Genomic DNA, 26,531 nt, shown 5'->3' with positions numbered 1-26,531 from the left:
AGGAATATCTCTGGGAGTACAGCTATGCGTTGGCAAGGTCGTCGTGAAAGTGACAATGTGGAAGATCGGCGGGGTGATTCATCCGGTGGTGGCGGTGGATTTAGGCCTGGGGGTAAGGGCGGTATTGTTATCCTGATTGTGGTGCTGGTCGCTGGCTACTACGGGGTTGATCTGACGCCACTCTTGAACGGCAGTGATCCTATGTCACAAACCCAGACGCAGCCGCGTTCATCAAGTTCAGTCAGCGCCAAAGACGACCAATATGCCAAATTCACCTCCGTGATTCTGGCAGACACGGAAGACACCTGGAAACCGATTTTCCAGAAAATGGGCCGCACCTATCAAGAGCCTAAACTGGTGATGTACCGTGGCGCAACCCGCACCGGTTGTGGCACCGGCCAATCAGTGATGGGACCGTTTTACTGCCCGGCAGACAGCACGGTTTATATCGACTTATCCTTCTATGAAGAGATGAAAAACAAGCTGGGTGCAGACGGTGACTTTGCGCAGGCGTATGTGATTGCTCACGAAGTTGGGCACCATGTGCAGCACTTAATGGGCATCGATAGCAAAGTGCGCCAGCAGCAACAGGGCGCGACACAAGCGGAAGCCAATCGACTGTCGGTCAAAATGGAGTTACAGGCAGACTGTTTTGCTGGCGTCTGGGGCAAAGCGATGGATGAACAGCAGGTGCTGGAAGTTGGGGACTTGCAAGAGGCCCTGAATGCCGCACAAGCCATTGGTGATGACCGGTTACAGCAGCAAAGCCAGGGGCGCGTGGTGCCCGACAGCTTCACTCACGGTACATCACAGCAACGTTATACTTGGTTTAAACGTGGATTCGACAGTGGTGACCCCAATAGCTGCAACACCTTTGCTAGCCGCTAATAGCGCTAGAACCTCGCGTCAGCAGCGATTATCATAACAACACTTTCTTCTTGCCGGCACTTTCGCTGCCGGCATCTCTTGCAAGGCAAGGATAACCATGGCCGCTCTCGATCCCACTTTATTGATTCTATTGGCGTTGGCTGCGCTGGGAATCATCAGCCACAATATGACCGTTACATTAGCCATTCTGACACTGCTCGCCATTCGCATTACCCCTCTGAATCAATTCTTCCCGTGGATAGAAAAATATGGCTTAACCATCGGTATCCTGATTTTGACCATTGGGGTAATGACCCCGATTGCCAGCGGTAAAATCAGCGCCAGCGAGGTACTGCACTCCTTTGTGCAATGGAAATCGATATTGGCCATTGTGGTGGGGGTGGCAGTGTCGTGGCTCGGCGGACGTGGGGTTTCGCTAATGACACATCAGCCGTCGGTGGTGGCTGGGCTGCTGGTCGGTACGGTATTGGGGGTTGCGTTGTTCCGAGGCGTGCCGGTCGGGCCATTGATCGCCGCCGGATTGCTCTCGTTGGTGATTGGTAAATCCTAGCGTGAGTCATGGGATGGTTGCCAGCCAACCGCTGATGGCTCAGCAGGGGATTCGCCGTCTACTGGTGCTCAGTGGCAGTGCTGATTGGTCACGGCAACAGGCGCTAAATCTACGTCGGCAACTGCCGGGGGATTGGCGGTGGATTGGCGAGGCGTTACCCGCCGAGGTTCAGGGTATTCGTCCGACAGCGGCAAAAACCTTATTGGGTCAGGAGGGATTGCACGGCGTATTTGATGCCACTGATGGTTTGAATAGCGAGGCGCTGGCGGTACTGGCAGGGACATTGCAGACCGGAAGCTGGCTGGTGCTCTTAGTGCCAGAGTGGCGCTGTTGGCCGAGTTTGCCCGATACCGATAGCTTGCGATGGAGCGAGCAGGGCGCGCCAATCACCACACCCAACTTTATCCACCATCTGCAACGCCAACTTCTGGCTGATCCCGATGTCGTCTTATGGCTAGAGGGCCAGCCACCACCTGCGCCAATCGTGGATTCGCGCCCAGAATGGCAGCGACCTGACGGCTCTCCCACCCTTGAGCAGCAAAATATTCTTCAGCGTTTGATGCAGGCCAAGGGGGGGATTTGGGTACTGACCGCGGCTCGTGGGCGCGGCAAGTCGACCCTGGCAGGCATGTTGGTGGCACAGTGGCAAGGCCAGTGCTGGGTCACCGGGCCGGGCAAAGCTGCCACGCAAGTATTGAGTGCTCGCGCTGGCGAACGGGCGCAGTTTTGGGCTCCAGACGCACTACTGAAGTATTGCCAGCAGCAGGATGTCAGCACGGTTGACTGGCTATTGATTGATGAGGCCGCTGCGATCCCCGCCCCATTACTCTCTGCGCTATTGGCCTACTTTCCACGGGCGCTATTAACCACTACGGTGCAGGGTTACGAAGGTACTGGGCGCGGCTTTTTACTGAAGTTTTGCGCCACCCTGAATGATTGGCATCATTTGACCCTGACGGATCCGATCCGCTGGGCCAGTCACGATCCGCTGGAGCGCATTGTGGATGCTGTCATGCTGTTTGATGATGAAGGGTCACTCACGGCCCCCGCTTACTCATCGGTCGATATCATCGCCTGTGAGCAGCGCGATTGGCGGGATAATCCCGCATTGCTGCGGCAATGTTACGGTTTACTCTCCAGTGCCCATTATCGGACAACGCCACTGGATTTGCGGCGTTTGATGGATGCACCGGGTATGCATTTTTCTGCGGCGAAAGTGGCTGATTCAGTGGTTGGCGCACTGTGGCTGGTGGATGAGGGGGGCTTGAGCAGTGAACTGGCCCACGATGTTTGGGCGGGCAAGCGGCGGCCAAAGGGCAGTTTAGTGGCGCAATCACTGGCGGCCCACAATGGGCAATGGCAAGCGCCGATCCTATTATCTCGGCGAATCAGTCGCGTGGCAGTCGCCCCATCATGGCGGCGGCAGGGGATTGCCCGACGGATGATTGCCGCAGAACAGGCGCGTGCGCAGCAAGATCAACGTGATTTTCTCTCGGTCAGTTTTGGCTATACCGCCGAATTAGCGCATTTTTGGCGCACCTGCGGGTTTCAACTGGTGCGCATTGGCAGCCACCAAGAAGCCAGTAGCGGCTGTTATGCCGCCATGGCGATACTCCCTTTGAGTCGCGCAGGGCAAACACTCTGTCACACGGCACGACAGCAATTAGAGCGAGATTGGTATTGGTTGCAGCAATGGATTGAGATCGACGCACCAGCATCGCTAGCTCTGCCTGAGCAGCTTGATGTCACTTTAAATGATGACGACTGGCTTGAGTTGGCGGGTTTTGCCTTGGCTTCCCGCCCGTTAGAAGCCAGTTTACCTGCGTTGCAGCGTTTGTTAGTGCAAAGTGAACTACCCCTTCCTGCGCTACGGCACTATTTGCAGCAGGGCATCCCCTCTGCAGAGATTGTTAGCGCTCTGGGTCTTACAGGGCGCAAGGCGTTAGTCGCACGTTGGCGGCAGGAGGCTGCCGAAGGGATGAGAGGGATTGATTCCACCAAGGCGGGGTTGATGAAGGATTTGGTTTTATTGGAGATTTAGGCGAGTGGTCGGGTCCGGTTATTAGAAAGATCGGATCCATCAATAAAACCCAATATCCCTGCCGGATGAGTGGTCGTATAGTCATGTTATCGTGACTCAATGATTAAAGGCTCCCTAATGAATCAGCAACATATCGTGGTGCAGCAACCCGCCAAGGCGGAACAATTGATTTTACTGTTTCATGGCGTCGGCGACAGTGCTGCGGGTATGGCACCGGTAGGCAGCCATTTCGCGCAAGCTTTTCCTCAAGCGCTGGTGGTTAGCATTGATGGGCCGTTTGCTAGCAGCATGGGTAATGGACGGCAGTGGTTTTCGGTCCAAGGGGTGACTGAAGAGGGTCGCCAAGGGCGTATCGATGAAGTGATTCCGCAATTTGTTGCTACGGTACGTCAATGGCAGCAACAGAGTGGCTTAGGGGCGCAGCAGACCACGCTGGTTGGCTTCTCGCAGGGCACGATCATGTCATTAGAGGGGGTGAAAGCTCAGTCACAACTCGCTGGGCAGATTATTGCCTTCAGTGGTCGCTTTGCGACCTTGCCACAACAACCGATAGCGGATGTGGTGATCCATCTGATTCATGGCGAACAGGATGGTGTGATACAGGTAGAACACGCGAAAAAAGCGGCCAGCAGCTTAACGGCGTTAGGTCATGAGGTGACGTTGGATTTAGTACCCAATATGGGGCATGGCATCAATCCGCCGATGCTAGAGCAGGCGATCGCCCATTTGCGTCAAGATCTTGCCGCGAGATAAGGGGTATTGGCGAAGGGATATTCTCCCTTCGCTGTATGTTGTTCGCAATCAGCTTACTTTTTCTTGTTTTTATCTGGCCAGTCATCGTCGTCGTCCCATTCCGCATTATTGTCGCGGTGAGGTGGGATCTCCGGCTTATTGCTCAAAAAGCTTTTATGATCAAGGCGTCGTAACTCTTTGATGCCGTTTAAGATAATCCCTGCCAGTAGGATAAGGATAATCCACCAGTAATCTGCTAGCCAGTGCATAATTAAAATCCTTCCATCGTTGGTGCCACGATAAATCGTGAAAAAATCATGGGTAAATGGCTTGCTAGCCATTCACTGCCTGCCACATCCTGTGATTGCCAGGCTTCCAGCAAAATTTTGGGTGTCAGTAAATGCGCCGCCGTGACGGCCAGCGGGCGATAGCTCAAGTGCCAAGGCTCTGCGGCAACGCCGCCAGTGTCCTCGCTAAAGGGCCGATAAAAACCAAACTCAGCCATATGCGCACTCAGCCATTGGGTGAGTGGATAAAAATAACCACCCGCTTCGTACTCCCATGGCTCCAGCTGTAGCTTGGTATTCGCTGGTAGCAGGGAGGGATCGTAAATATCCAGATCACTGCCCCAGTGATGGCGACTGGCCCCCGGCAGGGCAGACCAACGCAAAATAGCTTCACAGCGGGCCGCATCGTCAAGCTGACTGATCTCTATCGGCTGACTCTCTTTATCTAATACTGGTCGCTCACCGCGAAATTTACCATTCCAGATAGCTAATTGGCGGTCAAAATCGCGAAACGTGCTGGCAGGCTGTAGATCAAAACCCGCCGCTTTTGCCGCCTGCTGCATAGCCTGAAAAGCATCAACAGCCTGCGGCTGCAGACGATGATTGCCAGTTAACACCACTAAATGTTCCGTTGAGCGCCCGGTAAGCATCTGTGGCGTTAATGTATTAACTGTCATGCGATAAGTTGCTCCATGATTCTCTGATACATCCGGCTTAGCAGTTGTAAATCAGCAGCGTGAACGCATTCATTCACTTTATGGATAGTGGCATTAACGGGCCCCAGCTCCACCACCTGAGCACCCATTAAGGCGATAAAGCGGCCATCCGAGGTGCCACCGGTCGTGAGTAACTGCGGCGTGATTTCAGCGTAATGTTCAACCGCGTTAACTACGGCATCGACCAACGCGCCTCGAGCGGTTAGGAAGGGCTGGCCCGATAGCACCCATTCCAGGCTGTAATTGAGTTGATGGCGCTCCAATAGCGCTTCAACCCGCTGTTTAATCATGCTGTCGGTCAGTTCAGTGCTGAAACGGAAGTTGAACTGCACGTAGAACTCACCAGGGATCACGTTATTGCTGCCAGTACCGGCGTGTAGGTTAGCAATCTGCATGCTGGTGGCGGGGAAGAATTCATTGCCCTCATCCCACTGGGTGGCCACTAACTCATTCAGGGCTGGCATGGCGCGGTGTACTGGGTTGTCAGCCAAATGGGGGTAGGCCACATGTCCTTGAATACCGTGGATACGCAAATTGGCCGTGATCGAGCCTCGACGGCCATTTTTCACTACATCGCCGACTCTATCGGTGCTGGAGGGTTCGCCGACCAGACAGTAATCTAACCGCTCATTGCGCGCCATCAGTGCATTAACCACTTTGACGGTGCCGTTTATCGCTTTAGCTTCTTCATCAGAGGTAATCATAAATGCCAAGCGGCCTTTATGATCTGGGTGCACGGCAACAAAACGTTCGGCGGCGACTACCATGGCTGCCAGCGAACCTTTCATATCGGCGGCACCACGGCCATACAACATGCCGTCACGGATCGTCGGCTCAAAGGGCGGGCTGCTCCAATGGCTTTCATCACCGGTAGGCACCACGTCGGTATGACCGGCAAACGCCAGTGTCTCGCCTTCACCACGCCATGCCCAGAAATTAAGGGTATCGCCAAAATTCATGGGTTCGACAGTAAAACCAATCGCCTCTAAGCGCTTGATCATGATCTCCTGGCAACCCGCATCATTTGGGCTGAGCGACGGGCGCTTAATTAATTGTTGGGCCAGTTCGATTACCGGACAGATCATGTTATTGCACCTCAATAGCGGTTTGGTTTTGGATAAAAGATTGATAGCTTTCCACGCTGAAGCCCAGCAGCATCTCGCCATTAGCGGCTTCCAACAGTGGGCGCTTGATAATGGCAGGTTGTTCTAGCATCAGCACTTTGGCGGCTTGAGCATCGGTAATGCTCTCTCGCTGAGCTTCAGGCAGTTTGCGCCAAGTGGTGCCGCGTGTGTTAAGCAGCGGCTGCCAACCCAGCTTATCGATAAAACCTTGCAGACGCTCGTCACTCAACCCGTCCACGCGATAATCGTGGAACTGATAGGCAATACCTTGTTCTTCCAGCCAGCGGCGGGCCTTTTTTATGGTGTCGCAATTTTTAATGCCATAAAGGCGCAATGATGGGGTTACTGGGCTATCTGACATGGAAAAATAATACCTCGGCTAGAATGACAAATCAGGCCAGCTGCTGATGCGGCTGCCCGGTTCAGGAGGAGCAATTAGCCCATGATGCGGGAAAATGAGGTTTGAATCCAGACGGCTATGCGTTGTTTAGGGTTCTGACAATCCGGTATTAGCTGCGCTGTTAGTCGATACCGTCAAGGTCAGCAGCATATTGGCGAAGGGATTTTTGGTAAAGGCTGATGTCCTGATGGTTTGAGGTCTCCGCCAGTAGTGTCAGTAAGGCGGCGACCGCTTCTCTGGTTTCACCCAGATTGTGCAGCGTCATGGCGCGAAACAAGGTAATCTCTTTTGCTTGCGGGAACGCAGTCAGCGCACGGTCAAGTGTCTCTAACGATGCTTGATATAACCCCAGCTCTCGATAAGTGCTCCCCAGCCCCAAATAGGCTTCCTGTAACTCTATCCCCACCAGATGATGATCAATGGCGGCACGATAGAAGGGAATTGCCTGTAACTCCAACCCCTGCACATCATACAGGGAGGCGATTTTATACATCAGGCTGGCGTTATCGGGTGAGCGAAGCAGCAACTTCTGCGCCATTGCCACCGCATCATCATAACGGCCCAGCTCTTTTAACGAGTCGATGGAGTGTTTCATGGTTTCACACTGTCATTTAACGGACACACAGTAATTTAAGTTTCACCCAGTGATTAATTAGCAAACTGATCGAATTAATGAGCACGCTACTCCGGAATTGTGCCACTGGCAAGCTGAGTACCGCCAATTCGCGCATCAACCGCGCCGCTCTCCCCCTAAGTGAACTCTCGCCGCACACCTTCTTCGGGGTGATATAGGGTAATAATAGCGCGATAAATGAGCGCCATCACAAAATAAGCAGACAAAAAATCAACTTCATTGCGTAGCGACATATATTAACTATATGTTGTTTTTTCGTTCCATAAATGGACATTGGAGTTAATGATATGTTAAGGAATTTTAAAGTATTAATGATAGCGACGGCTGCATTAGCCACTCTTCCTGCCTCTGCTCAACTCCCAACCTATTACCCTGCTGATTATCAAAACATTATTGATGGTGCCAAAAAAGAGGGCAAAGTGGTGGTGTATACCTCCACGGATATCAAGGCTGCTGCGCCGCTGATCAAAGGATTCGAGGCCGCCTATCCAGGGATCAAAGTCGAATATAACGACATGAACAGCACCGAGTTATACAACCGCTACATCAGTGAGCAGGCGTCAGGTAGCCTCAGTGGTGACGTAGTGTGGAGCTCCTCGATGGATACGGCACTGAAGTTGGCGACCGACTATGCGCAGGAGTACCTCTCTCCTGAGCAGGGTGAACTGCCAAAATGGGCGGTATGGAAAAACAGCGCCTACGGCACCACTTACGAACCGGTGGTTTTTATCTATAACAAGCGCCTGATCCCCGAAGCTGATGTGCCGACAACCCATGCCGCACTGGCAAAACTCATCGCCAGCCAGCCTGATAAATTCAAAAAGAAAGTCACCACCTATGATATTGAAAAATCAGGTTTAGGTTTCATGCTGTCGGTTCAGGATTTCAAAGCGGACCCTAACTACTTTGCGACACTGGCTGATATCGCCAAGGGTGGGCTGACGGTGCAATCCTCCACCGGTACCATGATGGAAAGGGTGTCATCCGGTGAGAATCTGATTGGCTTTAATATCCTCGGTTCTTACGCTGAAACCCGCGCTAAAACAGACCCTTCTCTTGGGATCTCCTATCCGAAGGACTACACCCTGGTGCTGTCGCGAGTCACATTTATCAGTAAAAATGCGGCCAATAGTAATGCGGCCAAACTGTGGGTTAACTATGTGTTATCGGAAGCGGGCCAAAATATTTTGGCTAACCAATCAGATATTCCTTCGATTCGCAACGATATCGAGGGAAACAATGACATTGATGGTCTGACTAAAAAACTCGGTGCAGCACTCAAACCCATCGCCGTTGATGAAAGTCTGTTGGAGTATATGGCGCAAGCTAAACGTCTGGACTATATCAAACAGTGGCGCAGCGCGGCCGCGAAATAAGGAATCCCCCTCGGTGCGTATTAATGGTGGTGCGCACCCTGTTTATACTGGTTTTATCATGGATTTTTAACCCACGGGACTCATTATGAAAGCATTGCGCAGAAAGTGGCAAAGCTTGCCGCGCGGCTTGGTGGTATTGATAACCACACTGGTTATCTACGTACCACTGTCATTTATTGTTATTCAAAGTTTCCTTTCTGCCCCCTTTTTCTCACCGAGTAAAGTGTTCAGCCTTGAGGCATTTCGCTTCATTTTTGCTGATCCCGATTTTTACAAGGCGCTGAAGAGTGGTTTTATTCTGGCTTTCGGACTGGTGGTTATCGCTATTCCGTTGGGAGGCATTCTGGCCTTTTTGATGGTCAGAACTGACTTACCGGGCCGCCGGATCATCGAACCGCTGATTTTGGTGCCTATTTTTGTCTCACCCATGGTGCTGGGGTTTGGTTACGTGGTGGCGGCAGGGCCGGTGGGCTTCTTCTCCCTGTGGGCAGAGTCATTGATCGGTTTTGTGCCATGGAATATTTATGCCATGTCGAGCATCGTGGTGATTGCGGGCCTGACCCACGTTCCCCACGCCTACCTCTATATCTCATCGGCGCTACGCAGTGTCGGTTCGGATGTGGAAGAAGCGGCGCGCACAGCGGGTGCCTCGCCGTTGCAGGTCATGACAGCAGTGAGTTTGCCGATGGTGCGCCCGTCGATTCTGTATATCACGGTATTGCTGTTCTTCCTTGGGCTGGAAGTGTTCGGGCTGATGCTGGTCTTGGGCGATCCGGAGGGCAACTTAGTGTTGGCGACCTATCTCTACCAGTTGACCAATAAGCTAGGCACCCCCTCTTACCATCTGATGGCCGCCGTGGCGGTGATACTGATCTGCATTACCATTCCGTTAGTGATGTTACAGCGAGTGCTGATGCGCACTGCCAACCGTTTTGTGACGGTCAAAGGTAAAGCCTCTCAGGCGCGACTGTTGCCACTGGGCAAGTGGCGTTGGATAGCCGGTGGCGTGGTGGCGTTTTGGCTGACGGTCACCATTGGCGTGCCATTGCTAGGCGTGGTGCTACGCGCCTTTGTCTCTAACTGGGGCATGGGGGTGTCGCTCTGGGATGAGCTATCACTCAACACTTTCCGCACCATCTGGCAGCAACCCAACCTGTTGCGGGCCATCGTCAACTCAATGGCGATTGGGGTATTTGGCGGCGCGTTGGCGGTCATCTGCTATCTGTTTATCGGCATTGCGATGCACCGTAAACCTGATGGTGTGACACGTTTTCTCGATTACAGCGTGTTAGTACCGCGAGCGGTGCCGGGTCTGCTGGCGGGACTGGCGTTCTTATGGGTGTTCCTGTTCCTGCCGATGTGGCTGGATAACTCATTGAAAGAGGGCTGGTTATCCTCGCTACCCATGGCTGAGTGGCTACGGGGCAATCTGGTGGTGTGGCTCCGCTCTCTGCGCAGCACCATTTTTAGTGTCTGGCTGGCCTATACCGTGGTGTGGATGGCCTATGGTCTACGGCTGATCTCTTCGACCTTGCTGCAAGTGGGGCCTGAGTTGGAAGAAGCGGCCCGAAGTAACGGCGCTAGCCGAGGTCAGGTGACTCGTCATATCACCATTCCATTATCCCGTTATGGCCTGATTGGTTCGTGGCTGCTGATGTTCCTGATTTTTGAGCGTGAATACTCCACTGGGGTTTATCTGCTTTCACCGGGTACGGAAACCATTGGCTCGATGCTGGTTTCACTGTGGGCGGCGGGGGCAATTGATATCGTTGCCGCGCTCTCCTTTATTAATATCCTGCTGGTGGTCATAGGGCTGGGTATTGCATTGCGCTTTGGAGTTAAACTAAATGATTGAATTATCGGTAGATAACTTGCATTTAACCTATGGCGATAACCCGGTGTTGAAAGGGGTGTCGATGCAATTAAAGCGCGGCGAAGTGGTCTCGCTGCTGGGGCCATCGGGGAGTGGGAAAACCACCTTACTGCGGGCGGTCGCGGGTTTGGAGAAGCCGAGTCAGGGCCGCATTATCATTGGCGATAATACGGTGTATGACGGTAAAGCGAGCCGTGAAATCCCCGCCGAAGAGCGCAATCTGGGCTTGGTATTCCAATCTTATGCTTTGTGGCCCCATAAAACGGTGTTTGAGAACATTGCTTACCCGCTGAAGTTGCGCAAAACATCGTCGGCAGATATTACTCAGCGGGTGCAAGCGGTACTCGACCAACTGGGGCTGGGGGCGCTGGGCCATCGTCATCCCCATCAGCTCTCTGGTGGGCAGCAGCAGCGTGTTGCCATTGGTCGTGCGCTGGTCTACAACCCGCCAGTGATCCTGCTGGATGAGCCATTGTCGAATCTGGATGCCAAGCTGCGCGAGGAAGCGCGAGTATTCCTGCGTGAATTGATCATCAAACTCGGCTTATCAGCGCTGATGGTGACGCATGACCAAAATGAGGCGATGGCAATCTCTGACCGCATCTTGTTGCTGAATAACGGCAAAATCGAGCAGCAGGGGACGCCGCAGGAGATGTACGGTTCACCAACGACGCTATTCACTGCGGAATTTATGGGCAGCAATAACCGCTTACATGGCAAGGTCACGCAAGTCAGTGAGGGCAAGGCGCGAATCGAAGGTAAAGATTGGGCGCTGTGGGGATGGGCGGGCGAGGGGGTTGTGGCTGGTCAAGAGGGTACGGCAGTGATCCGAGTCGAACGGGTCAATCTGGCGGATGACCCGAACGGCAACCAGCTCAACTTACCCTTGCTGACTAGCATGTATCTGGGCGACCGCTGGGAATATCTGTTCCGCACTGCAGCTGACGATTTTGTGATCCGCGCATATGGCACTGAACTTCGCCACGAGGCGCAGTGCTCGCTCTCTTTACCGATGGAGCACCTGTGGATTTTTCCTAAAGGATAAACCTGACATGAGGTGATGTTCTGGTATCAGGTGATTATTCACAAAGTGTCAGTGGCGGAGAGAACAGGCAGATCGTAAAGACGCTGTAGATCCCTCCCCGGAGGCTCGAGCCGCGCCATCCTTGGCGCGGACGCTTTACTCTCCGCCTGTCCTCACCGTTTCCGATCGAGTCATCGGTTTTTTCCATCAGTCTGAGACCTGCTTTAAGTAAAAACAGGTCTTTTCTATTGCCCAACTCATTCGGCTGCTTTCTATTTTGACTGTTCAAATAATAAGCGTATAATCACTCGCGATTATTAGAGAGGACGTTATGGTTGAATTTGAGTTAAGCACGTGGAAAGAGTTTATCGATGCTATGTTGCGTAAGGCATAAGCGAATAAACCGGCAGTAAGAGTTAATATCTTTTTGTTAGTTTTATCGATACATATCCAGGGGCGAGTGATCGCTCGCAGAAAGGCAGAGCCGTTGAGGTGTCTGCCTTTTTTATTGCGTATTTTTGATTTTTCAATCTCAGCATGGGGCAACTAGCTTTTTTGATATTGATAACCCATCCAGGGAACAACAATGTTGCCGCTGTTAATAAGAAAGAAACGCTCAAAACCGGGAATCAGTACATTAACGACAGTACAGCCTGAAGCACTTTGATAGAGGATATTAATCAGCACTAGGTATCCCTGCGTGTTTAACCCCCGCTCTACATGCAGTAATTGATCAATCACAGGTGTGATGGGTTCACCTTCTGGAATATCGACAGAATTTAAGGTTCTATCCGCTAATAATCCGGGTAAATTGGCTTCACAACTACGGCGGAGCTTTGGCCATTGTGCTAAACGCCGCAAAGAATGATTTTGTGTATCAATCAGATAAGGATAGCGGGTGACGACCGAATGAAATTGAACCAGTTCTGTAATGGCGCGGGATAGGGCGTAATAAGGTGAGAGCGATGTTCCGGCACCAAATAGATGTATTGCCTGGCAGAGTTTGTGTCCGAAAGCGATAAATGTTCGGCAGACGGAAGACTGGCTGATTTCTAGTACTGTAATCGTGTCGCCTATTTCTGCTTCAGCATTGAGCCATAAGCTATGAAGATTATCTTGTAGTGAATCAGGATTAACGAGCTGTAACGCATCGTCATTATTCTGATAAAAGTAGTTAATCAAAAATTGTGATATATCTTCACGCTCAATGCTTTCATTAACTGCATGCAGCGCCGCTTCTTGAAAAGAGGAACCGATGGCTGTGCCACTGTTGCTGGAATAACGGCGTAATACCTGATAATCGAAGTTGTCTCCTTCAATGGGCGAATCTGCATAATCGGGGACTGAGAAGGCTATAGGGTAAAGAACTGAAATATCGCCGGTAATATTACTGTAATGGCGACAACCAATTTCCGTATTGGGTTGAGCTTGCAACAGGCTTCTCACAAAATCACATTTTCCTAATGTATGTTGCAGTTTATTGGTTTTACATAATGTTATTTTGCCGAACTTTTGGTGGTTGGTTGAGATATAATGTTCAAATGCTTCATAAAAAGAACCGATTAATGCCGCCCCATCAATACCTTTCCCTACACCTTGGCTCAATAAATTATTATTATGATCATAAATGTCACATGTAGTAGTAATAATGTTTTGGCCCAGGTTCTCTATGTGAGGAGTAATATTATTATCCTGAAACTCAGCTAAAATTCGGTTTTGGGCTTCAGCAAACGTGATTTCACGCTCATAAGGTAATTCCATATTTTATCTCCGATAAACAATTAATTAAGGAGGCCAAGGCCCCCCTAATTATGATGCTATTCACTTTCCAGTTCAGCCAGCTCCTGTTCTGTTAAACAAGTGAGGTGCTCATTGTTTTCAATTGATTCATTTTCATCAATTTTATTTGGTAATAATCCGAGAATACCCATAGTAATATCTCCTGACTGTGTAGAGGTTAATGTTACATTGTGTTTGCACTCCCGTCATATAACGGGATAAATAAATATGGATGATCATTTGTGTATGGTCAATGCGTGGCGAGAATATATCTATGTTATTTTAATTTCATTATTAATTACTTATTATTACATTATTAATATAATAACTTATTGTGTTGGTTTTTTTTAAATTAAAAAGGTGACATTGATTATTCATGTCACCTTTTTTAATGCTACATATCGCTGCCTACTTATTTTCTATAGGTAACTATTTTCTACAGGTAAATGTTCACTCTTTCGCCCGCGGTGGTCTGCCGGGGAAGCGACGGCGAACCAGGACAAAGAACAGCGGCACAAAGAATATCGCCAATACCGTGGCAGAGATCATCCCGCCCATCACCCCCGTCCCAACCGCATGTTGGCTACCGGAGCCTGCCCCCTGACTGATCGCCATCGGCAACACACCAAAAACAAACGCCAGCGAAGTCATCAAAATAGGCCGTAACCGCTGGCGTGACGCCTCCAGTGTGGCCTCCACCAGATCTTTGCCTTTGTTGTTTAATTCACTGGCAAATTCGACGATCAAAATGGCGTTTTTGGCCGATAGCCCGATGATGGTCAGCAGTCCAACCTGAAAATAAACGTCATTTTCCAATCCACGCATCCACGTGGCGGCAACCGCGCCAATCACCCCGAGCGGCACCACCAGCATCACGGAGAAAGGTATTGACCAACTCTCATACAGTGCCGCCAAACACAAGAACACCACCAGTAGCGAGATAGCATAGAGGGCAGGGGCTTGCGAACCAGAGAGCCGCTCCTGATAGGACATACCAGTCCACTCTAGACCAAACCCATTTGGCAGCTGTTTAACCAGCTCTTCCATCACATTCATCGCGGTGCCGGTACTGACACCCGGCGCGGCCTCGCCGACAATCTCCAGTGCCGAATAACCGTTGTAGCGCTCCAGTCGTGGTGAACCATATTCCCAGCGCGTGGTAGAGAATGCGGAGAAAGGCACCATGCCACCGCTCTTATTGCGCACGTACCATTTATTGACGTCTTCCGGCAGCATACGGGCCGTGGCCTCAGACTGCACATAGACCTTTTTCACCCTTCCGCGATCAACAAAGTCGTTAACGTAAGTCGAGCCCCACGCGGTTTTCAGCGTGTTGTTGATATCATCCAGTGAGACCCCCAGCGCTTGTGCTTTACGCTGATCGATATCTATCTGTAACTGCGGGCTATCGTCTAACCCGTTATGCCGCACCCGTGTCAGTGCCGGATCTTGGGATGCCATTTGTAACAACTGGTCACGGGCAGCCATCAATTTATCGTGGCCTAAACCGCCGTGATCTTGTAATTCCATATCAAAACCGGAGGAGCCGCCCAAACCTGAGATAGCCGGAGGGCTACTGACTGACACTCTGGCTTCGGTGATTTTATTAAACTCTTTGGTCGCGCGCTCAATAATGGCGAAAGAGGAGTCATGGCTGTTTTTTCGCAGATCCCAATCAGACAGCCGGATGAATAATCGTGCCACGTTCTGGCCATTACCGCCCGGGCCGGAACCCACGGTTGAAAACACCGACAGCACCCTGTCTTTCTCCGCGGTCAGGAAGTAATTCTCCACTTTCTCAACCACTTTCAGGGTCTGTTGCTGGGTAGAGCCGACAGGCAACTGGACTTGCGCCATAAAGACACCGCGATCTTCCAGTGGCAAGAACGAGGTGGGTAATTTGACAAATAACAGCGCCAGACCGCCCAACAGCAGTAAATAGAGCAGCATATAACGCAGACTGTGGTGCAACACCCGCGCCACGCCCCGCTCGTAACGGTGGGCGCTACGATCAAACATGCGGTTAAACCAGCCGAAGAAGCCGCGTTTGGCATGATGATGCCCCGGTTTGATGGGCTTGAGCATGGTGGCGCAAAGTGCCGGTGTCAGAATCAGCGCAACCAGCACTGAGAGCACCATGGCTGAGACGATGGTAATGGAGAACTGGCGGTAGATGGCTCCAGTGGTTCCGCCGAAGAACGCCATCGGAATAAATACCGCTGACAGCACCAGTGCAATCCCCACCAGTGCGCCCTGAATCTGCCCCATGGATTTGCGCGTCGCTTCCCGTGGGTCTAATCCCTCTTCGCTCATGACGCGCTCGACGTTCTCCACCACCACAATGGCATCATCAACCAATAGCCCGATGGCGAGCACAATGGCAAACATGGTTAACGTATTAATACTAAAGCCAAATACCGATAGGATCGCGAAGGTACCCAGTAGCACCACGGGCACGGCGATGGTCGGGATCAGGGTGGCGCGGAAATTTTGTAAAAACAGATACATCACCAGGAAAACCAACACAATGGCTTCCACCAGGGTTTTAACCACATCCTTGATTGAGGCTTTGACGAAAGGGGTGGTTTCATAGGCGATTTTGGCTTCAAGGCCATGAGGGAAGAAAGGCGCCAGTTCGGCCAGTCGGGCTTTGACTAATTCATCGGTTTGCAGCTCATTAGCACCGGAGGCCAGCTTGACACTCATCCCCGACGCAGCTTGCCCGTTAAAACGGCTAAGATAGTCATATTTCTCGGCCCCCATCTCGACCTTTGCCACATCGCCCAAGGTGACCAATGAGCCGTCCTGATTGACGCGTAGCGTGATTTCCCTGAATTGTTCGGGAGTTTGCAATTGAGATTGCGCGTTGATGGTGGCATTCAAGGACTGATTATCAACCGAAGGTGTCCCGCCCAGTTGGCCGACGGCGATCTGGCTGTTTTGCGACTGGATAGCGGTGACAATATCCTGCGTAGTCAGTTGATAATTATTGAGTTTATTAGGGTCAAGCCAGATGCGCATTGCATATTGTGAGCCGAAAGCATCAATACTGCCGACCCCTTCGATTCGGCTAAGGGGGTCTTGCAGGTTGCTGGCGACATAGTCGGCAATATCTTGCTTATCCATGCTGCCATCGGTGGAGACAAACGCCACCATCATCAATGTGTTATCGCCAGATTTTGAGACTGAAACCCCTTGCTGCTGGACATCCTGAGGCAGTTTTTTGATGGCCGATTGCAGTTGGTTCTGGACTTGCTGCATGGCTTCGTTAGGGTCGGTGCCCGCCTGGAACGTTAAGGTTATCGAGGCACTGCCGGAGTTGCTGCTCTGCGACGACATATACAGCAGATTATCCAGACCGGTCATACTTTGTTCTATGACCTGCGTGACGGTGTTTTCCAGTGTTTGCGCCGAGGCACCTGGGTAGGAGGCACTGATGCGCACATTAGGCGGTGCTAGATTGGGGTATTGCTCAATAGGCAGTGTTGAGATTGCCAATGCCCCAGTAAGACACATAATTATCGCCAATACCCAGGCAAAAATTGGGCGGTCGATGAAAAAGTTTGCCATGCAGTACTAGCCTCTATAGAAAAAATTATTTGCAGCAAAATCCACATTGCACTCTACGCGGGAAAGCGGAAGGAAACGTGAAGAAAATAAGGAGAACCTGTAAAAAAACCTCGGTAAAGCTTAGTTAATTCACTTTGATGCAGAAAAGAGTGATAAACAGGTGTTTTTCTGGGTATCAAGTAGACTGAATAACAGTCACTCAACATAGGAATGTGTATGGAACTCAATCCGGTATTTGCCCGTCGTCTCTATCTGTGCTGGCTTATCAGCAGTGATGATTCGCTGAACGTGCCGCGCTTGATGGAATTGACGGGATGGCCACGGCGAACGTTGCAGGATGTCTTAAAAGCACTGCCCGGTTTGGGCGTCACACTGACATTTGTCCAGCAGGGTGTGCGCAATAACGCGGGCCATTACCAGTTAGATAGCTGGGGGCCACTGAATAAAAAATGGATATACGATAACCATGAATTTATCTTAGCGGCCATTGAATAGCCTCGCGGCTAGGGTTGTTGGCTGAGAATGAACAAGCAGGGCGGCGGCTAGTATTTTTTATTTTCCAAAAACATGATGGTTGCCGCCACACGCGAACGAACATTCAACTTACGCAATAAATTGCGAATGTGTACTTTCACGGTTTCTTCGGAAATGTGTAACTCAAAAGCAACTTGTTTATTGGACATCCCACGCGCCACTTCTTGCAGCACATCTAATTCACGCTCGGTTAATTCACTGAAAGGATTAACTTGTTCGTGGCGGGAAGATAAATACTGTGTGACTTCATCACTGAATACTTTTTCACCCTGTGCCGCCTGACGGATATTTTCCAGCAATATCTCCGGTTCGCTGTCTTTGAGCAGGTAACCATCAGCGCCAGCATCAATCATGGCATACACATCGTTGCGGGCATCAGAGACGGTGAGGATAATAATCCGCGCATCAATACCTTCATTCCGTAACGCTTTCAACGTATCTAGCCCAGACATTCCTTTCATATTCAGATCGAGCAGAATGACATCCGGCTGATATCGAGCAGCTTCAACAATGGCGTCACTGCCGCAGTTGGCTTCAGTAACAACATCAAAATTGCTATCTAGTTCAAGTAATTGGCGAATGCCTCGGCGCATAAGTGGATGATCATCAACGATCATAATGGTGTGACTTTTAGTCATAATAAGTAATGTCCCTGTAACCGAAAAAACGGTTATACCTTTATTAACGTGAAACCGCAGGGGTTAGCGATGTGGATTCACCCGACTCAGTTAATCAAAATTAGCTTATCGGGGGACGTTCGTTTGTCGCCTACCAGCAATTCCAATGACTTTAGGTATAAATATCTGCAGTTAAATGTGAATTATTTTTTTGGTCGCTAATTAGGCTAACCCTGTTATCAATCATAGTTAGCTGACCTATGATTTTAGTGTACCGCAGTCTTACCCGATTTCTCGTGGTAATTCTCCTACGTAGTATAAAAGGGTTCCGAATGGATCTCTATTTTTACCCGCGAGGTGGGGGGACTGTTTTAAAACCTCCAGCCAAATTCATTTAACAGCTGCACTTTATCTGAAGAAATAATTACCAAAGTATCAGCTTGATTTGATAGCTATTCTCATTAAACAAATCGTTATATAAATAAGGTGATAACGCAAATAGATTTAACAGCGACAAATCAGGTAAATAACCACTAATTTAATTGATCCTGCTCAATATCTCCCACCGATTAACCCTAAAGAGTAATTATTTTATTACTCATTATTCTGTATTTAGTACGTAAACACTGGGGAATCTCTTTCATCAATATAAATAAGAATAATTATCATCATCCCGATATGAATACTCGGGGGCTAAATGAACGATCTCTATCGCACACACGGGCGCGCCAGACGATATTAAGGATATCAGCATGACTGATTTATCGCGGCGTAAATTACTGACGGGTTCTTGGCGAGCAGATAAGCAGCAACTCTCTGTTATTCGCCCCCCTTGGTCGGTCATGGAGGCTGATTTTATTGCGGGTTGTACCCGCTGCCATGCCTGTGTCGCCGCCTGCGAAACCGGCGTGTTGATCGCGGGCAGTGGTGGATTCCCTGAAATCGATTTCCAGCGTGCCGAATGCAGCTTTTGCCGGGCTTGCGTGCAGGCATGTGAAGCCGATGTTTTTACCTCGACGGAACGGGCAGCATGGTCACTTAAAATCACAATATCAGACCGCTGTTTGCCTTTTCACCATATTGAGTGCCGTAGCTGCCAGGATAGCTGTGAGACGCAGGCGATTAAGTTTCGCCCACGCCTGAATGGCATTGCTCAGCCCGAATTAGATTTGCCTGCCTGTACTGGCTGCGGTGCGTGCGTACCCGGTTGCCCTGTTCAGGCCGTAACCCTCACCCGGAGTGATGATGGACGATAAAGAGTGGCATGTTTGCGGATTGGTACTGCAAGCCAAACCGGCGCGATTCGCGCAGCTGACTGACAGCTTGCTGGCGATCCCGGGCACAGAAATACCGACCAGTGATGCCGCCCAAGGCAAGCTGGTGGTGGTTATGCAGGCGGCGCGCTCAGACGTGCTCCTGAATTATATTGAGTCAGCACGTAATCTGGACGGTGTGCTGGCTGTATCGCTGGTGTATCACCAGCAGGATCAGCAAGGTGAGGAAATGCCATGAAACTCAGTCGCCGGGATTTTATGAAGGCCAATGCTGCGGTCGCCGCAGCTGCCGCAGCCGGATTGACCATACCCACGGTCGCTAAGGCCGTCGTGGGTGAGACATCAAACGCAATAAAGTGGGATAAAGCACCTTGCCGATTCTGTGGTACTGGCTGTGGTGTCTTGGTCGGGACGCAAAATGGCCGCATCGTGGCATCGCAAGGTGACCCTGATTCACCGGTCAACCGTGGGTTGAACTGCGTGAAAGGCTATTTCCTACCAAAAATTATGTACGGCAAAGACCGTCTGACCCAGCCGCTGCTGCGGATGAAGGATGGCCAGTATGATAAAGAGGGCGATTTCACCCCCATTAGTTGGGAAAAAGCCTTTGATATCATGGAACTGAAATTCAAAAATGCGCTAAAAGAGAAAGGCCCGACGGCTGTCGGCATGTTTGGCTCCGGCCAATGGACGGTCTGGGAGGGCTATGCGGCCTCGAAATTACTGAAAGCGGGCTTCCGCTCCAACAACCTTGATCCGAATGCCCGTCACTGTATGGCCTCCTCCGTAGTGGGCTTTATGCGCACCTTCGGCATGGATGAGCCTATGGGTTGCTACGATGATATTGAAGAAGCGGATGCCTTCGTGCTCTGGGGCTCCAATATGGCGGAGATGCACCCGGTTTTATGGTCGCGCATGACCAGCCGCCGCCTGACCAATGAAAATGTCAGAATTGCCGTCCTCTCGACCTATGAGCACCGCAGCTTTGAACTGGCAGATAACCCGATGGTCTTCACCCCACAGACCGATCTGGCGATCATGAATTACATCGCCAATTACATCATTCAAAACAATGCGGTTGATCAGGCCTTCCTTGACCGCCATGTGAATTTCCGTCGTGGCGCCACTGATATTGGCTATGGTTTACGACCAACGCATCCACTGGAAAAAGCGGCGAAGAATCCGGGTAGCGATGCTTCCGAGCCAATCAGCTTTGACGATTTCAAAGCTTTTGTCGCCGAATACACGGTCGAAAAAGCGTCTAAAATGAGCGGCGTGCCGGAAGATCAACTTGAGTCACTGGCGCAACTGTATGCCGACCCAAAAGTGAAACTGGTCTCCTACTGGACCATGGGTTTCAACCAGCACACCCGTGGTGTCTGGGCCAACAACATGTGCTACAACCTGCATCTGTTAACTGGCAAGATCTCCAAACCGGGTTCCGGGCCTTTCTCCCTGACCGGTCAACCATCGGCTTGCGGCACCGCGCGTGAAGTGGGGACCTTCTCTCACCGCCTGCCTGCGGATATGGTGGTGACCAACGAAAAACATCGCCAGATTGCTGAAACCAAATGGCAACTGCCTGCCGGAACTATCCCAGAGAAAGTGGGGCTGCACGCCGTAGCACAAGACCGGGCGCTGAAAGATGGCACCCTCAATGCCTACTGGGTGATGTGCAACAACAACATGCAGGCTGGCCCAAATATCAACGAAGATCGCATGCCGGGCTGGCGTGATCCGCGCAACTTCATTATCGTCTCCGACCCCTATCCGACCATCAGTGCGCTGTCGGCTGACCTTATCTTGCCGACGGCGATGTGGGTTGAGAAAGAGGGCGCTTACGGTAATGCAGAACGCCGCACTCAGTTCTGGCGTCAGCAAGTCACGGCTCCGGGCGAAGCAAAATCTGATCTGTGGCAGATGGTTGAGTTCGCCAAACGCTTCAAAGTCGAAGAAGTGTGGCCGGCTGAATTGGTTAACAAGAAGCCGGAATATCGCGGTAAGACACTGTATGAGGTGCTGTTTGCCAACGATGTAGTGAGCAAATACCCGCTGAGTGAAATTCCTGCCGATCAACTGAACGACGAAGCGCGCGATTTCGGTTTCTACCTCCAGAAAGGGCTGTTTGAAGAGTACGCCGATTTTGGTCGCGGTCATGGCCATGATTTAGCCCCGTTCGATCGTTACCATCAAGAGCGCGGTCTGCGCTGGCCGGTGGTCAATGGTAAAGAGACGCTATGGCGCTATCGCGAAGGCTTCGATCCCTTCGTACCGAAAGGCGAAGAGGTACGCTTCTATGGCAAGCCGGACGGCAAAGCGGTGATATTCGCCCTGCCTTACGAACCGGCCGCCGAAAGCCCAGATGAAGAGTATGACCTGTGGCTCTCCACTGGTCGTGTGCTGGAGCACTGGCACACCGGTTCGATGACCCGCCGCGTGCCTGAGTTACACCGTGCCTTCCCAGAGGCGGTGCTATTCATTCATCCGCTGGATGCCAAAAAACGCGGTTTACACCGTGGCGACAAGGTGAAAGTGATTTCACGCCGTGGTGAGTTGATCTCTCTGGTCGAAACCCGAGGTCGCAACCGCCCACCAGAAGGGTTGGTGTATATGCCGTTCTTCGATGCTGCACAACTGGTGAATAACCTGACGCTGGATGCCACCGATCCGCTATCCAAAGAGACAGACTTCAAGAAATGCGCGGTGAAATTGGCGCGGGTAGTGGCGTGATACGGCGGCTCGCCCTGCGGGGCGGGCTCAGCCACTCACTGTTAACAATCATCCAGGGATGCTCAGGAAAAGACGGTGTCTTTCAGGAGGAAATAATGAATAGCACGATGTTTAAATCACTAAATCGCCGATTTTTGGCCATCATATCGCTGTTGGCGGTATTGGTGGTCACCGGCGCGGTCAATGCGGCCAGCAATGTCGAGATGGATTTAACCCAGTCACCGGAAGTCTCTGGGACGGCGGAAGGCAAGGTGAAAATGCCGAAACAGCAACAGCGGATGGCGCTGAACTATGTTAACCAGCCACCGCTGATCCCCCATAGCGTGGATGGCTATCAAATCAGCAAAAACACCAACCGCTGCTTGCAGTGCCACGGCGTTGAGCACTATCGCACCACTGGTGCACCGCGCATCAGCCCGACCCACTTTATTGACCGCGATGGCCGAGTGTCGAGTGAAGTCTCGCCACGTCGCTACTTCTGCCTGCAATGCCATGTACCACAAACCGATGCCGCACCGATTGTCGGTAACAGCTTCCAACCCGCCCCTGGCTTTGGTCAATAACCCGGGTGTTACTGTGAGATTAGCGATGAGAGAGGCCAGTGATGAGTGAAACTAAAAAGCCGGGAGTGATCCGCCGGATATGGCAGTGGTGGCGTCGGCCAAGCCGACTGGCGCTAGGGACTTTACTGCTGATTGGCTTTGTCAGTGGCATCATTTTCTGGGGCGGTTTTAATACCGGCATGGAGATGGCGAATACCGAGAAATTCTGTATCAGCTGCCATGAAATGAAAGACAACGTTTATCAGGAGTACATGGGAACCATCCACTACAGCAACCGCAGTGGTGTGAAGGTGACCTGCCCGGATTGTCACGTACCCCATGAGTGGGGGCCAAAAATGGTGCGTAAAATCAAGGCCAGTAAAGAGCTGTATGCCAAGACCATCGGCCTGATTAATACGCCGCAAAAGTTTGAGGCTCATCGTCTGGCCATGGCCGAAAATGAGTGGGCGCGCATGAAAGCCAATGGCTCGCAAGAGTGCCGCAACTGCCATAACTTCGACAATATGGATTTCACTGCGCAAAAAACCGTGGCGGCGAAGATGCACAGTAAAGCCATTACTGAAGGCAAGACCTGTATCGACTGCCATAAAGGCATTGCCCATAAGTTACCGGATATGAAGGATGTTCCTAACGGTTTTTAATCGTAAATATCCTGATTAATCTTTTCTTATATGCCCCGTATCGGGGCATATTTTATTACACGAGTGCCTATTGCAAATGAGCTCGGAGTGGCGTTATCTAAGTAGATAAAACTTTATGGTGTTGTTGGGAGTAGAGAAAAGCACTATGTCAGTTAAAATTGAAAATATTCAGCCTGAACTGTTATCCAAAAATTGGTTTAAATTACACAAATATACCTTTGATTTAAAAGCTGATGATGGCACCACCGTACAACAAATCCGCGAAGTCTATGACCGGGGTAATGGCGCGACTATTCTGCTGTATAACCGTGAAAAGGGCACCGTGGTACTGATAAACCAATTCCGCATGCCCACTTACGTTAATGGTAATCCGACAGGCATGCTATTAGAAACCTGCGCAGGATTATTGGATAACGACTCGCCGGAAGAGTGTATCCGCCGTGAAGCCATGGAAGAGACTGGTTATCAGATTGATAAGGTCCAAAAGTTATTTGAAGCCTATATGTCGCCGGGCGGCGTGACTGAAATTATCTATTTCTTTGCCGCTGAATATCATGCGGATCAGAAAGTCACCAACGATGTTGGCGTAGAAGATGAGGTCATTGAAGTGGTTGAACTGCCATTCACTGAGGCGATTGCCATGATTGCCGACGGTCGGATTAAAGATGGCAAGACGATTATGCTGTTGCAATACGCTCAAATCCATCTCTTTGGAGAGTAGATCCACTCCCCCATTGTTGATAATCCCTTCTGATTGATAAGTAAATTCCGCGATTGATACAAAAATGTTATGCAGAGTATGTCCTAGTTCATAGATTGTGATGATTCACTCACTATACTGGTTCAGCTATTACCTCAAAACATAAAAGCAAAGGGAACCTACAATGGACGAACAATTGAAACAGAGTGCGCTTGATTTTCACCAATTCCCCACCCCAGGAAAAATTCAGGTATCACCCACCAAGCCGCTAGCGACCCAACGGGATTTGGCGCTGGCTTATTCTCCCGGTGTTGCGGCCCCCTGTTTGGAAATTGCAGCAGATCCTTCGGCTGCCTACAAATATACCGCGCGCGGTAACTTGGTCGCGGTTATTTCCAACGGCACCGCAGTGCTTGGGCTGGGAAATATCGGCGCATTAGCCGGTAAACCGGTCATGGAAGGTAAGGGCGTTCTGTTTAAAAAATTCTCGGGTATCGATGTTTTTGATATTGAAGTGGATGAGCTCGATCCAGACAAATTAATTGATATTATCGCCTCGCTGGAACCGACTTTTGGCGGCATCAATCTGGAAGATATTAAAGCGCCGGAGTGTTTTTATATTGAGCAGAAATTACGCGAGCGCATGAAGATCCCAGTATTCCATGACGATCAGCATGGCACTGCGATTATCTGTACTGCCGCCGTGCTCAATGGCTTGCGGGTAGTGAAAAAAGATATCAGTGATGTGAAACTGGTGGTTTCCGGTGCTGGTGCAGCCTCCATCGCCTGTTTAAACTTGCTGGTGGCGCTGGGATTAAAGCATCACAATATCACTGCTTGTGATTCCAAAGGCGTTATTTATAAGGGCCGTGAAGCCAATATGGCTGAAACCAAAGCGGCTTATGCCATTGATGACAATGGTCAGCGCACACTGGGCGATGCCATGCCGGGTGCGGACATCTTCCTCGGTTGTTCCGGCCCAGGTGTGTTAACCCAAGATATGGTGAAAACCATGGCTCCTAGCCCGCTGATTCTGGCGCTGGCGAACCCGGAACCTGAAATCTTGCCGCCGCTGGCGAAAGCGGTGCGCCCAGATGCGATTATCTGTACTGGCCGCTCGGATTACCCGAATCAGGTCAATAACGTACTCTGCTTCCCATTCATCTTCCGTGGCGCGCTGGATGTGGGCGCGACCACTATCAATGAAGAGATGAAGCTGGCTTGTGTACATGCCATCGCCGACCTGGCGCTGGCTGAGCAGAGTGATGTGGTGGCGTCAGCTTACGGTGAGCAAGATCTCTCCTTCGGCCCTGAATACATTATCCCGAAACCATTCGATCCGCGTCTGATTGTAAAAATCGCGCCCGCGGTGGCTAAAGCCGCGATGGATTCCGGCGTAGCCACTCGCCCGATTACTGACTTCAATGCTTACATCGAGAAACTGACAGAGTTCGTCTACAAAACTAACCTGTTTATGAAGCCGATCTTCTCGCAAGCGAAGAAAGAGATGAAGCGGGTGGTGTTGGCGGAAGGGGAAGAAGAGCGGGTGTTGCACGCCACTCAGGAGCTGATTTCGCAAGGGCTGGCGTACCCGATTTTGATTGGTCGCCCAACGGTGATTGAGACCCGGCTGAAGAAATTGGGCCTGCAAATTGCCATCGGCAAAGATTTTGAAGTGGTCAATAATGAGTCTGACCCGCGCTTTAATGAATACTGGCACGAATATTATCAAATCATGAAACGCCGTGGGGTGTCGCAAGAGCAGGCCCGCCGCGCAGTGATTGGCAACCCAACCCTGATTGGTGCCATCATGGTGCACCGAGGTGAAGCTGACGCGATGATTTGCGGTACTATCGGCACTTATCATGAACATTATGATGTGGTGGAGAAAGTGTTTGGTTTCCGCGAGGGCGCACATGTGGCGGGGGCGATGAATGCACTGCTGCTGCCGACGGGTAACACCTTTATTGCCGATACTTACGTCAATGACGATCCGACACCAGAGCAGTTGGCGGAGATCACGTTAATGGCGGCTGAAACTGTGCGCCGCTTCGGTATCGAGCCAAAAGTTGCCCTGCTATCTCATTCAAGCTTCGGCTCTTCAGATTGTCCGGCGGCACGCAAAATGCGTCGCACCTTGGCGCTGGTCAATCAGATGGCACCTGAGCTGGAAATTGATGGTGAGATGCACGGTGATGCCGCACTGGTGGAGAGTATCCGCCATAACCTAATGCCAGATAGCCCGCTGAAAGGGGCGGCCAACATATTGATTATGCCGAATATGGAAGCTGCACGTATCAGTTATAACCTGCTGCGCGTCACGTCGTCGGAAGGGGTGACGGTCGGGCCGGTATTAATGGGTGTAGCAAAACCGGTTCATATTCTGACGCAGATTGCATCGGTGCGGCGTATCGTGAATATGGTGGCGTTAGCCGTCGTCGAGGCGCAAACAGAGCCGTTGTAAATACTCTTCGTCCT

The 26,531-nt window shown here is 51.0% G+C and carries 23 protein-coding genes; 15 read left to right on the top strand and 8 right to left on the bottom strand.

Going from position 1 to position 26,531, the window contains the following annotated elements:
* Positions 1-24: 24 nt before the first annotated feature.
* The 4 genes from ypfJ to ypfH all read left to right on the top strand — a co-directional run bounded on the left by ypfJ (position 25) and on the right by ypfH (position 4,232).
* Complete coding sequence (ypfJ, locus tag ACZ76_RS03435) at positions 25-888, top strand: KPN_02809 family neutral zinc metallopeptidase (protein ID WP_048616835.1); 864 nt, start codon at positions 25-27, stop codon at positions 886-888.
* A 97-nt stretch (positions 889-985) separates the two neighbouring features.
* Positions 986-1,438, top strand: coding sequence for a DUF441 domain-containing protein (locus ACZ76_RS03430; protein WP_004876835.1), 453 nt, complete (start codon positions 986-988; stop codon positions 1,436-1,438).
* A gap of 13 nt (positions 1,439-1,451) precedes the next feature.
* Positions 1,452-3,479, top strand: a complete 2,028-nt coding sequence (locus ACZ76_RS03425) for a tRNA(Met) cytidine acetyltransferase TmcA (protein WP_172684434.1) — start codon at positions 1,452-1,454, stop codon at positions 3,477-3,479.
* Between the two features lie 117 nt (positions 3,480-3,596).
* Entirely contained in the window at positions 3,597-4,232 is a 636-nt protein-coding gene (gene ypfH, locus ACZ76_RS03420; RefSeq protein WP_048616828.1) for an esterase, read from the top strand.
* Positions 4,233-4,285: 53 nt separating this feature from the next.
* On the opposite strand, the gene ACZ76_RS03415 is transcribed toward ypfH, so the two are convergent.
* The 5 genes from ACZ76_RS03415 to ACZ76_RS03395 all read right to left on the bottom strand — a co-directional run bounded on the left by ACZ76_RS03415 (position 4,286) and on the right by ACZ76_RS03395 (position 7,333).
* Positions 4,286-4,480: a YpfN family protein gene (locus ACZ76_RS03415; protein ID WP_048616826.1), complete on the bottom strand. Its 195-nt coding sequence runs from the start codon at positions 4,478-4,480 to the stop codon at positions 4,286-4,288.
* Positions 4,481-4,482: 2 nt separating this feature from the next.
* Complete coding sequence (locus ACZ76_RS03410; protein ID WP_048616824.1) at positions 4,483-5,175, bottom strand: M15 family metallopeptidase; 693 nt, start codon at positions 5,173-5,175, stop codon at positions 4,483-4,485.
* Positions 5,172-6,299 carry a succinyl-diaminopimelate desuccinylase gene (dapE, locus tag ACZ76_RS03405; protein ID WP_048616822.1) on the bottom strand — a complete coding sequence of 376 codons (1,128 nt, stop codon included), beginning with the start codon at positions 6,297-6,299 and terminating at the stop codon, positions 5,172-5,174. Before dapE ends, ACZ76_RS03410 begins: the two co-directional genes overlap by 4 nt.
* 1 nt (position 6,300) lies before the next feature.
* Positions 6,301-6,699 carry an ArsC family reductase gene (locus ACZ76_RS03400; RefSeq protein WP_048616820.1) on the bottom strand — a complete coding sequence of 133 codons (399 nt, stop codon included), beginning with the start codon at positions 6,697-6,699 and terminating at the stop codon, positions 6,301-6,303.
* 160 nt (positions 6,700-6,859) lie between these two features.
* Positions 6,860-7,333 (bottom strand): tetratricopeptide repeat protein, encoded by a 474-nt coding sequence (locus ACZ76_RS03395; RefSeq protein WP_048616817.1) that lies wholly within the window; start codon positions 7,331-7,333, stop codon positions 6,860-6,862.
* A 326-nt stretch (positions 7,334-7,659) separates the two neighbouring features.
* On the opposite strand from ACZ76_RS03395, the gene ACZ76_RS03390 reads away from it, so the two are divergent.
* The 3 genes from ACZ76_RS03390 to ACZ76_RS03380 all read left to right on the top strand — a co-directional run bounded on the left by ACZ76_RS03390 (position 7,660) and on the right by ACZ76_RS03380 (position 11,666).
* On the top strand, positions 7,660-8,748 hold the full coding sequence (locus tag ACZ76_RS03390; protein ID WP_048616816.1) for an ABC transporter substrate-binding protein: 1,089 nt from the start codon (positions 7,660-7,662) through the stop codon (positions 8,746-8,748).
* A gap of 85 nt (positions 8,749-8,833) precedes the next feature.
* Positions 8,834-10,603: an ABC transporter permease gene (locus tag ACZ76_RS03385; protein WP_048616813.1), complete on the top strand. Its 1,770-nt coding sequence runs from the start codon at positions 8,834-8,836 to the stop codon at positions 10,601-10,603.
* The gene (locus ACZ76_RS03380; RefSeq protein WP_048616811.1) at positions 10,596-11,666 is read left to right on the top strand and encodes an ABC transporter ATP-binding protein; all 1,071 of its coding nucleotides are present in this window, start codon (positions 10,596-10,598) and stop codon (positions 11,664-11,666) included. The genes ACZ76_RS03385 and ACZ76_RS03380 overlap by 8 nt, the downstream gene beginning before the upstream one ends.
* 525 nt (positions 11,667-12,191) lie before the next feature.
* On the opposite strand, the gene ACZ76_RS03375 is transcribed toward ACZ76_RS03380, so the two are convergent.
* Together ACZ76_RS03375 and acrD are read right to left on the bottom strand one after the other, a co-directional pair.
* Positions 12,192-13,406 carry a YcaO-like family protein gene (locus ACZ76_RS03375; RefSeq protein ID WP_048616809.1) on the bottom strand — a complete coding sequence of 405 codons (1,215 nt, stop codon included), beginning with the start codon at positions 13,404-13,406 and terminating at the stop codon, positions 12,192-12,194.
* 468 nt (positions 13,407-13,874) lie between these two features.
* Positions 13,875-16,994: a multidrug efflux RND transporter permease AcrD gene (acrD, locus tag ACZ76_RS03370; RefSeq protein WP_048616807.1), complete on the bottom strand. Its 3,120-nt coding sequence runs from the start codon at positions 16,992-16,994 to the stop codon at positions 13,875-13,877.
* A 216-nt stretch (positions 16,995-17,210) separates the two neighbouring features.
* On the opposite strand from acrD, the gene ACZ76_RS03365 reads away from it, so the two are divergent.
* A complete protein-coding gene (locus tag ACZ76_RS03365; RefSeq protein WP_048616805.1) occupies positions 17,211-17,489 on the top strand; it encodes a winged helix-turn-helix domain-containing protein in 279 nt (92 codons plus the stop codon).
* A gap of 47 nt (positions 17,490-17,536) precedes the next feature.
* Here the strand turns inward: ACZ76_RS03365 and narL are convergent, their stop codons facing one another.
* Entirely contained in the window at positions 17,537-18,166 is a 630-nt protein-coding gene (narL, locus tag ACZ76_RS03360; RefSeq protein WP_048616803.1) for a two-component system response regulator NarL, read from the bottom strand.
* Between the two features lie 731 nt (positions 18,167-18,897).
* Between narL and napF the strand changes: the two genes are divergently transcribed.
* From napF to maeB, 7 genes are all read left to right on the top strand, one after another.
* On the top strand, positions 18,898-19,401 hold the full coding sequence (gene napF, locus ACZ76_RS03355) for a ferredoxin-type protein NapF (protein ID WP_048616801.1): 504 nt from the start codon (positions 18,898-18,900) through the stop codon (positions 19,399-19,401).
* On the top strand, positions 19,391-19,657 hold the full coding sequence (gene napD / locus ACZ76_RS03350) for a chaperone NapD (RefSeq protein ID WP_032815592.1): 267 nt from the start codon (positions 19,391-19,393) through the stop codon (positions 19,655-19,657). Before napF ends, napD begins: the two co-directional genes overlap by 11 nt.
* The gene (napA, locus tag ACZ76_RS03345; RefSeq protein ID WP_048616798.1) at positions 19,654-22,149 is read left to right on the top strand and encodes a nitrate reductase catalytic subunit NapA; all 2,496 of its coding nucleotides are present in this window, start codon (positions 19,654-19,656) and stop codon (positions 22,147-22,149) included. Before napD ends, napA begins: the two co-directional genes overlap by 4 nt.
* Positions 22,150-22,244: 95 nt before the next feature.
* A complete protein-coding gene (gene napB, locus ACZ76_RS03340) occupies positions 22,245-22,712 on the top strand; it encodes a nitrate reductase cytochrome c-type subunit (protein ID WP_048616796.1) in 468 nt (155 codons plus the stop codon).
* 41 nt (positions 22,713-22,753) lie between these two features.
* Positions 22,754-23,353 carry a cytochrome c-type protein NapC gene (gene napC / locus ACZ76_RS03335; protein WP_048616794.1) on the top strand — a complete coding sequence of 200 codons (600 nt, stop codon included), beginning with the start codon at positions 22,754-22,756 and terminating at the stop codon, positions 23,351-23,353.
* Between the two features lie 145 nt (positions 23,354-23,498).
* Complete coding sequence (gene nudK / locus ACZ76_RS03330; protein ID WP_048616792.1) at positions 23,499-24,074, top strand: GDP-mannose pyrophosphatase NudK; 576 nt, start codon at positions 23,499-23,501, stop codon at positions 24,072-24,074.
* Between the two features lie 163 nt (positions 24,075-24,237).
* The gene (maeB, locus tag ACZ76_RS03325; protein WP_048616791.1) at positions 24,238-26,517 is read left to right on the top strand and encodes an NADP-dependent oxaloacetate-decarboxylating malate dehydrogenase; all 2,280 of its coding nucleotides are present in this window, start codon (positions 24,238-24,240) and stop codon (positions 26,515-26,517) included.
* Positions 26,518-26,531 lie beyond the last annotated feature (14 nt).

The sequence above is a fragment of the Yersinia aleksiciae genome (assembly GCF_001047675.1).
Taxonomy (GTDB): domain Bacteria; phylum Pseudomonadota; class Gammaproteobacteria; order Enterobacterales; family Enterobacteriaceae; genus Yersinia; species Yersinia aleksiciae.
The sequence above is the reverse complement of the archived record's forward strand: the minus strand, read 5'-3'. Positions and strand labels throughout refer to the sequence as shown.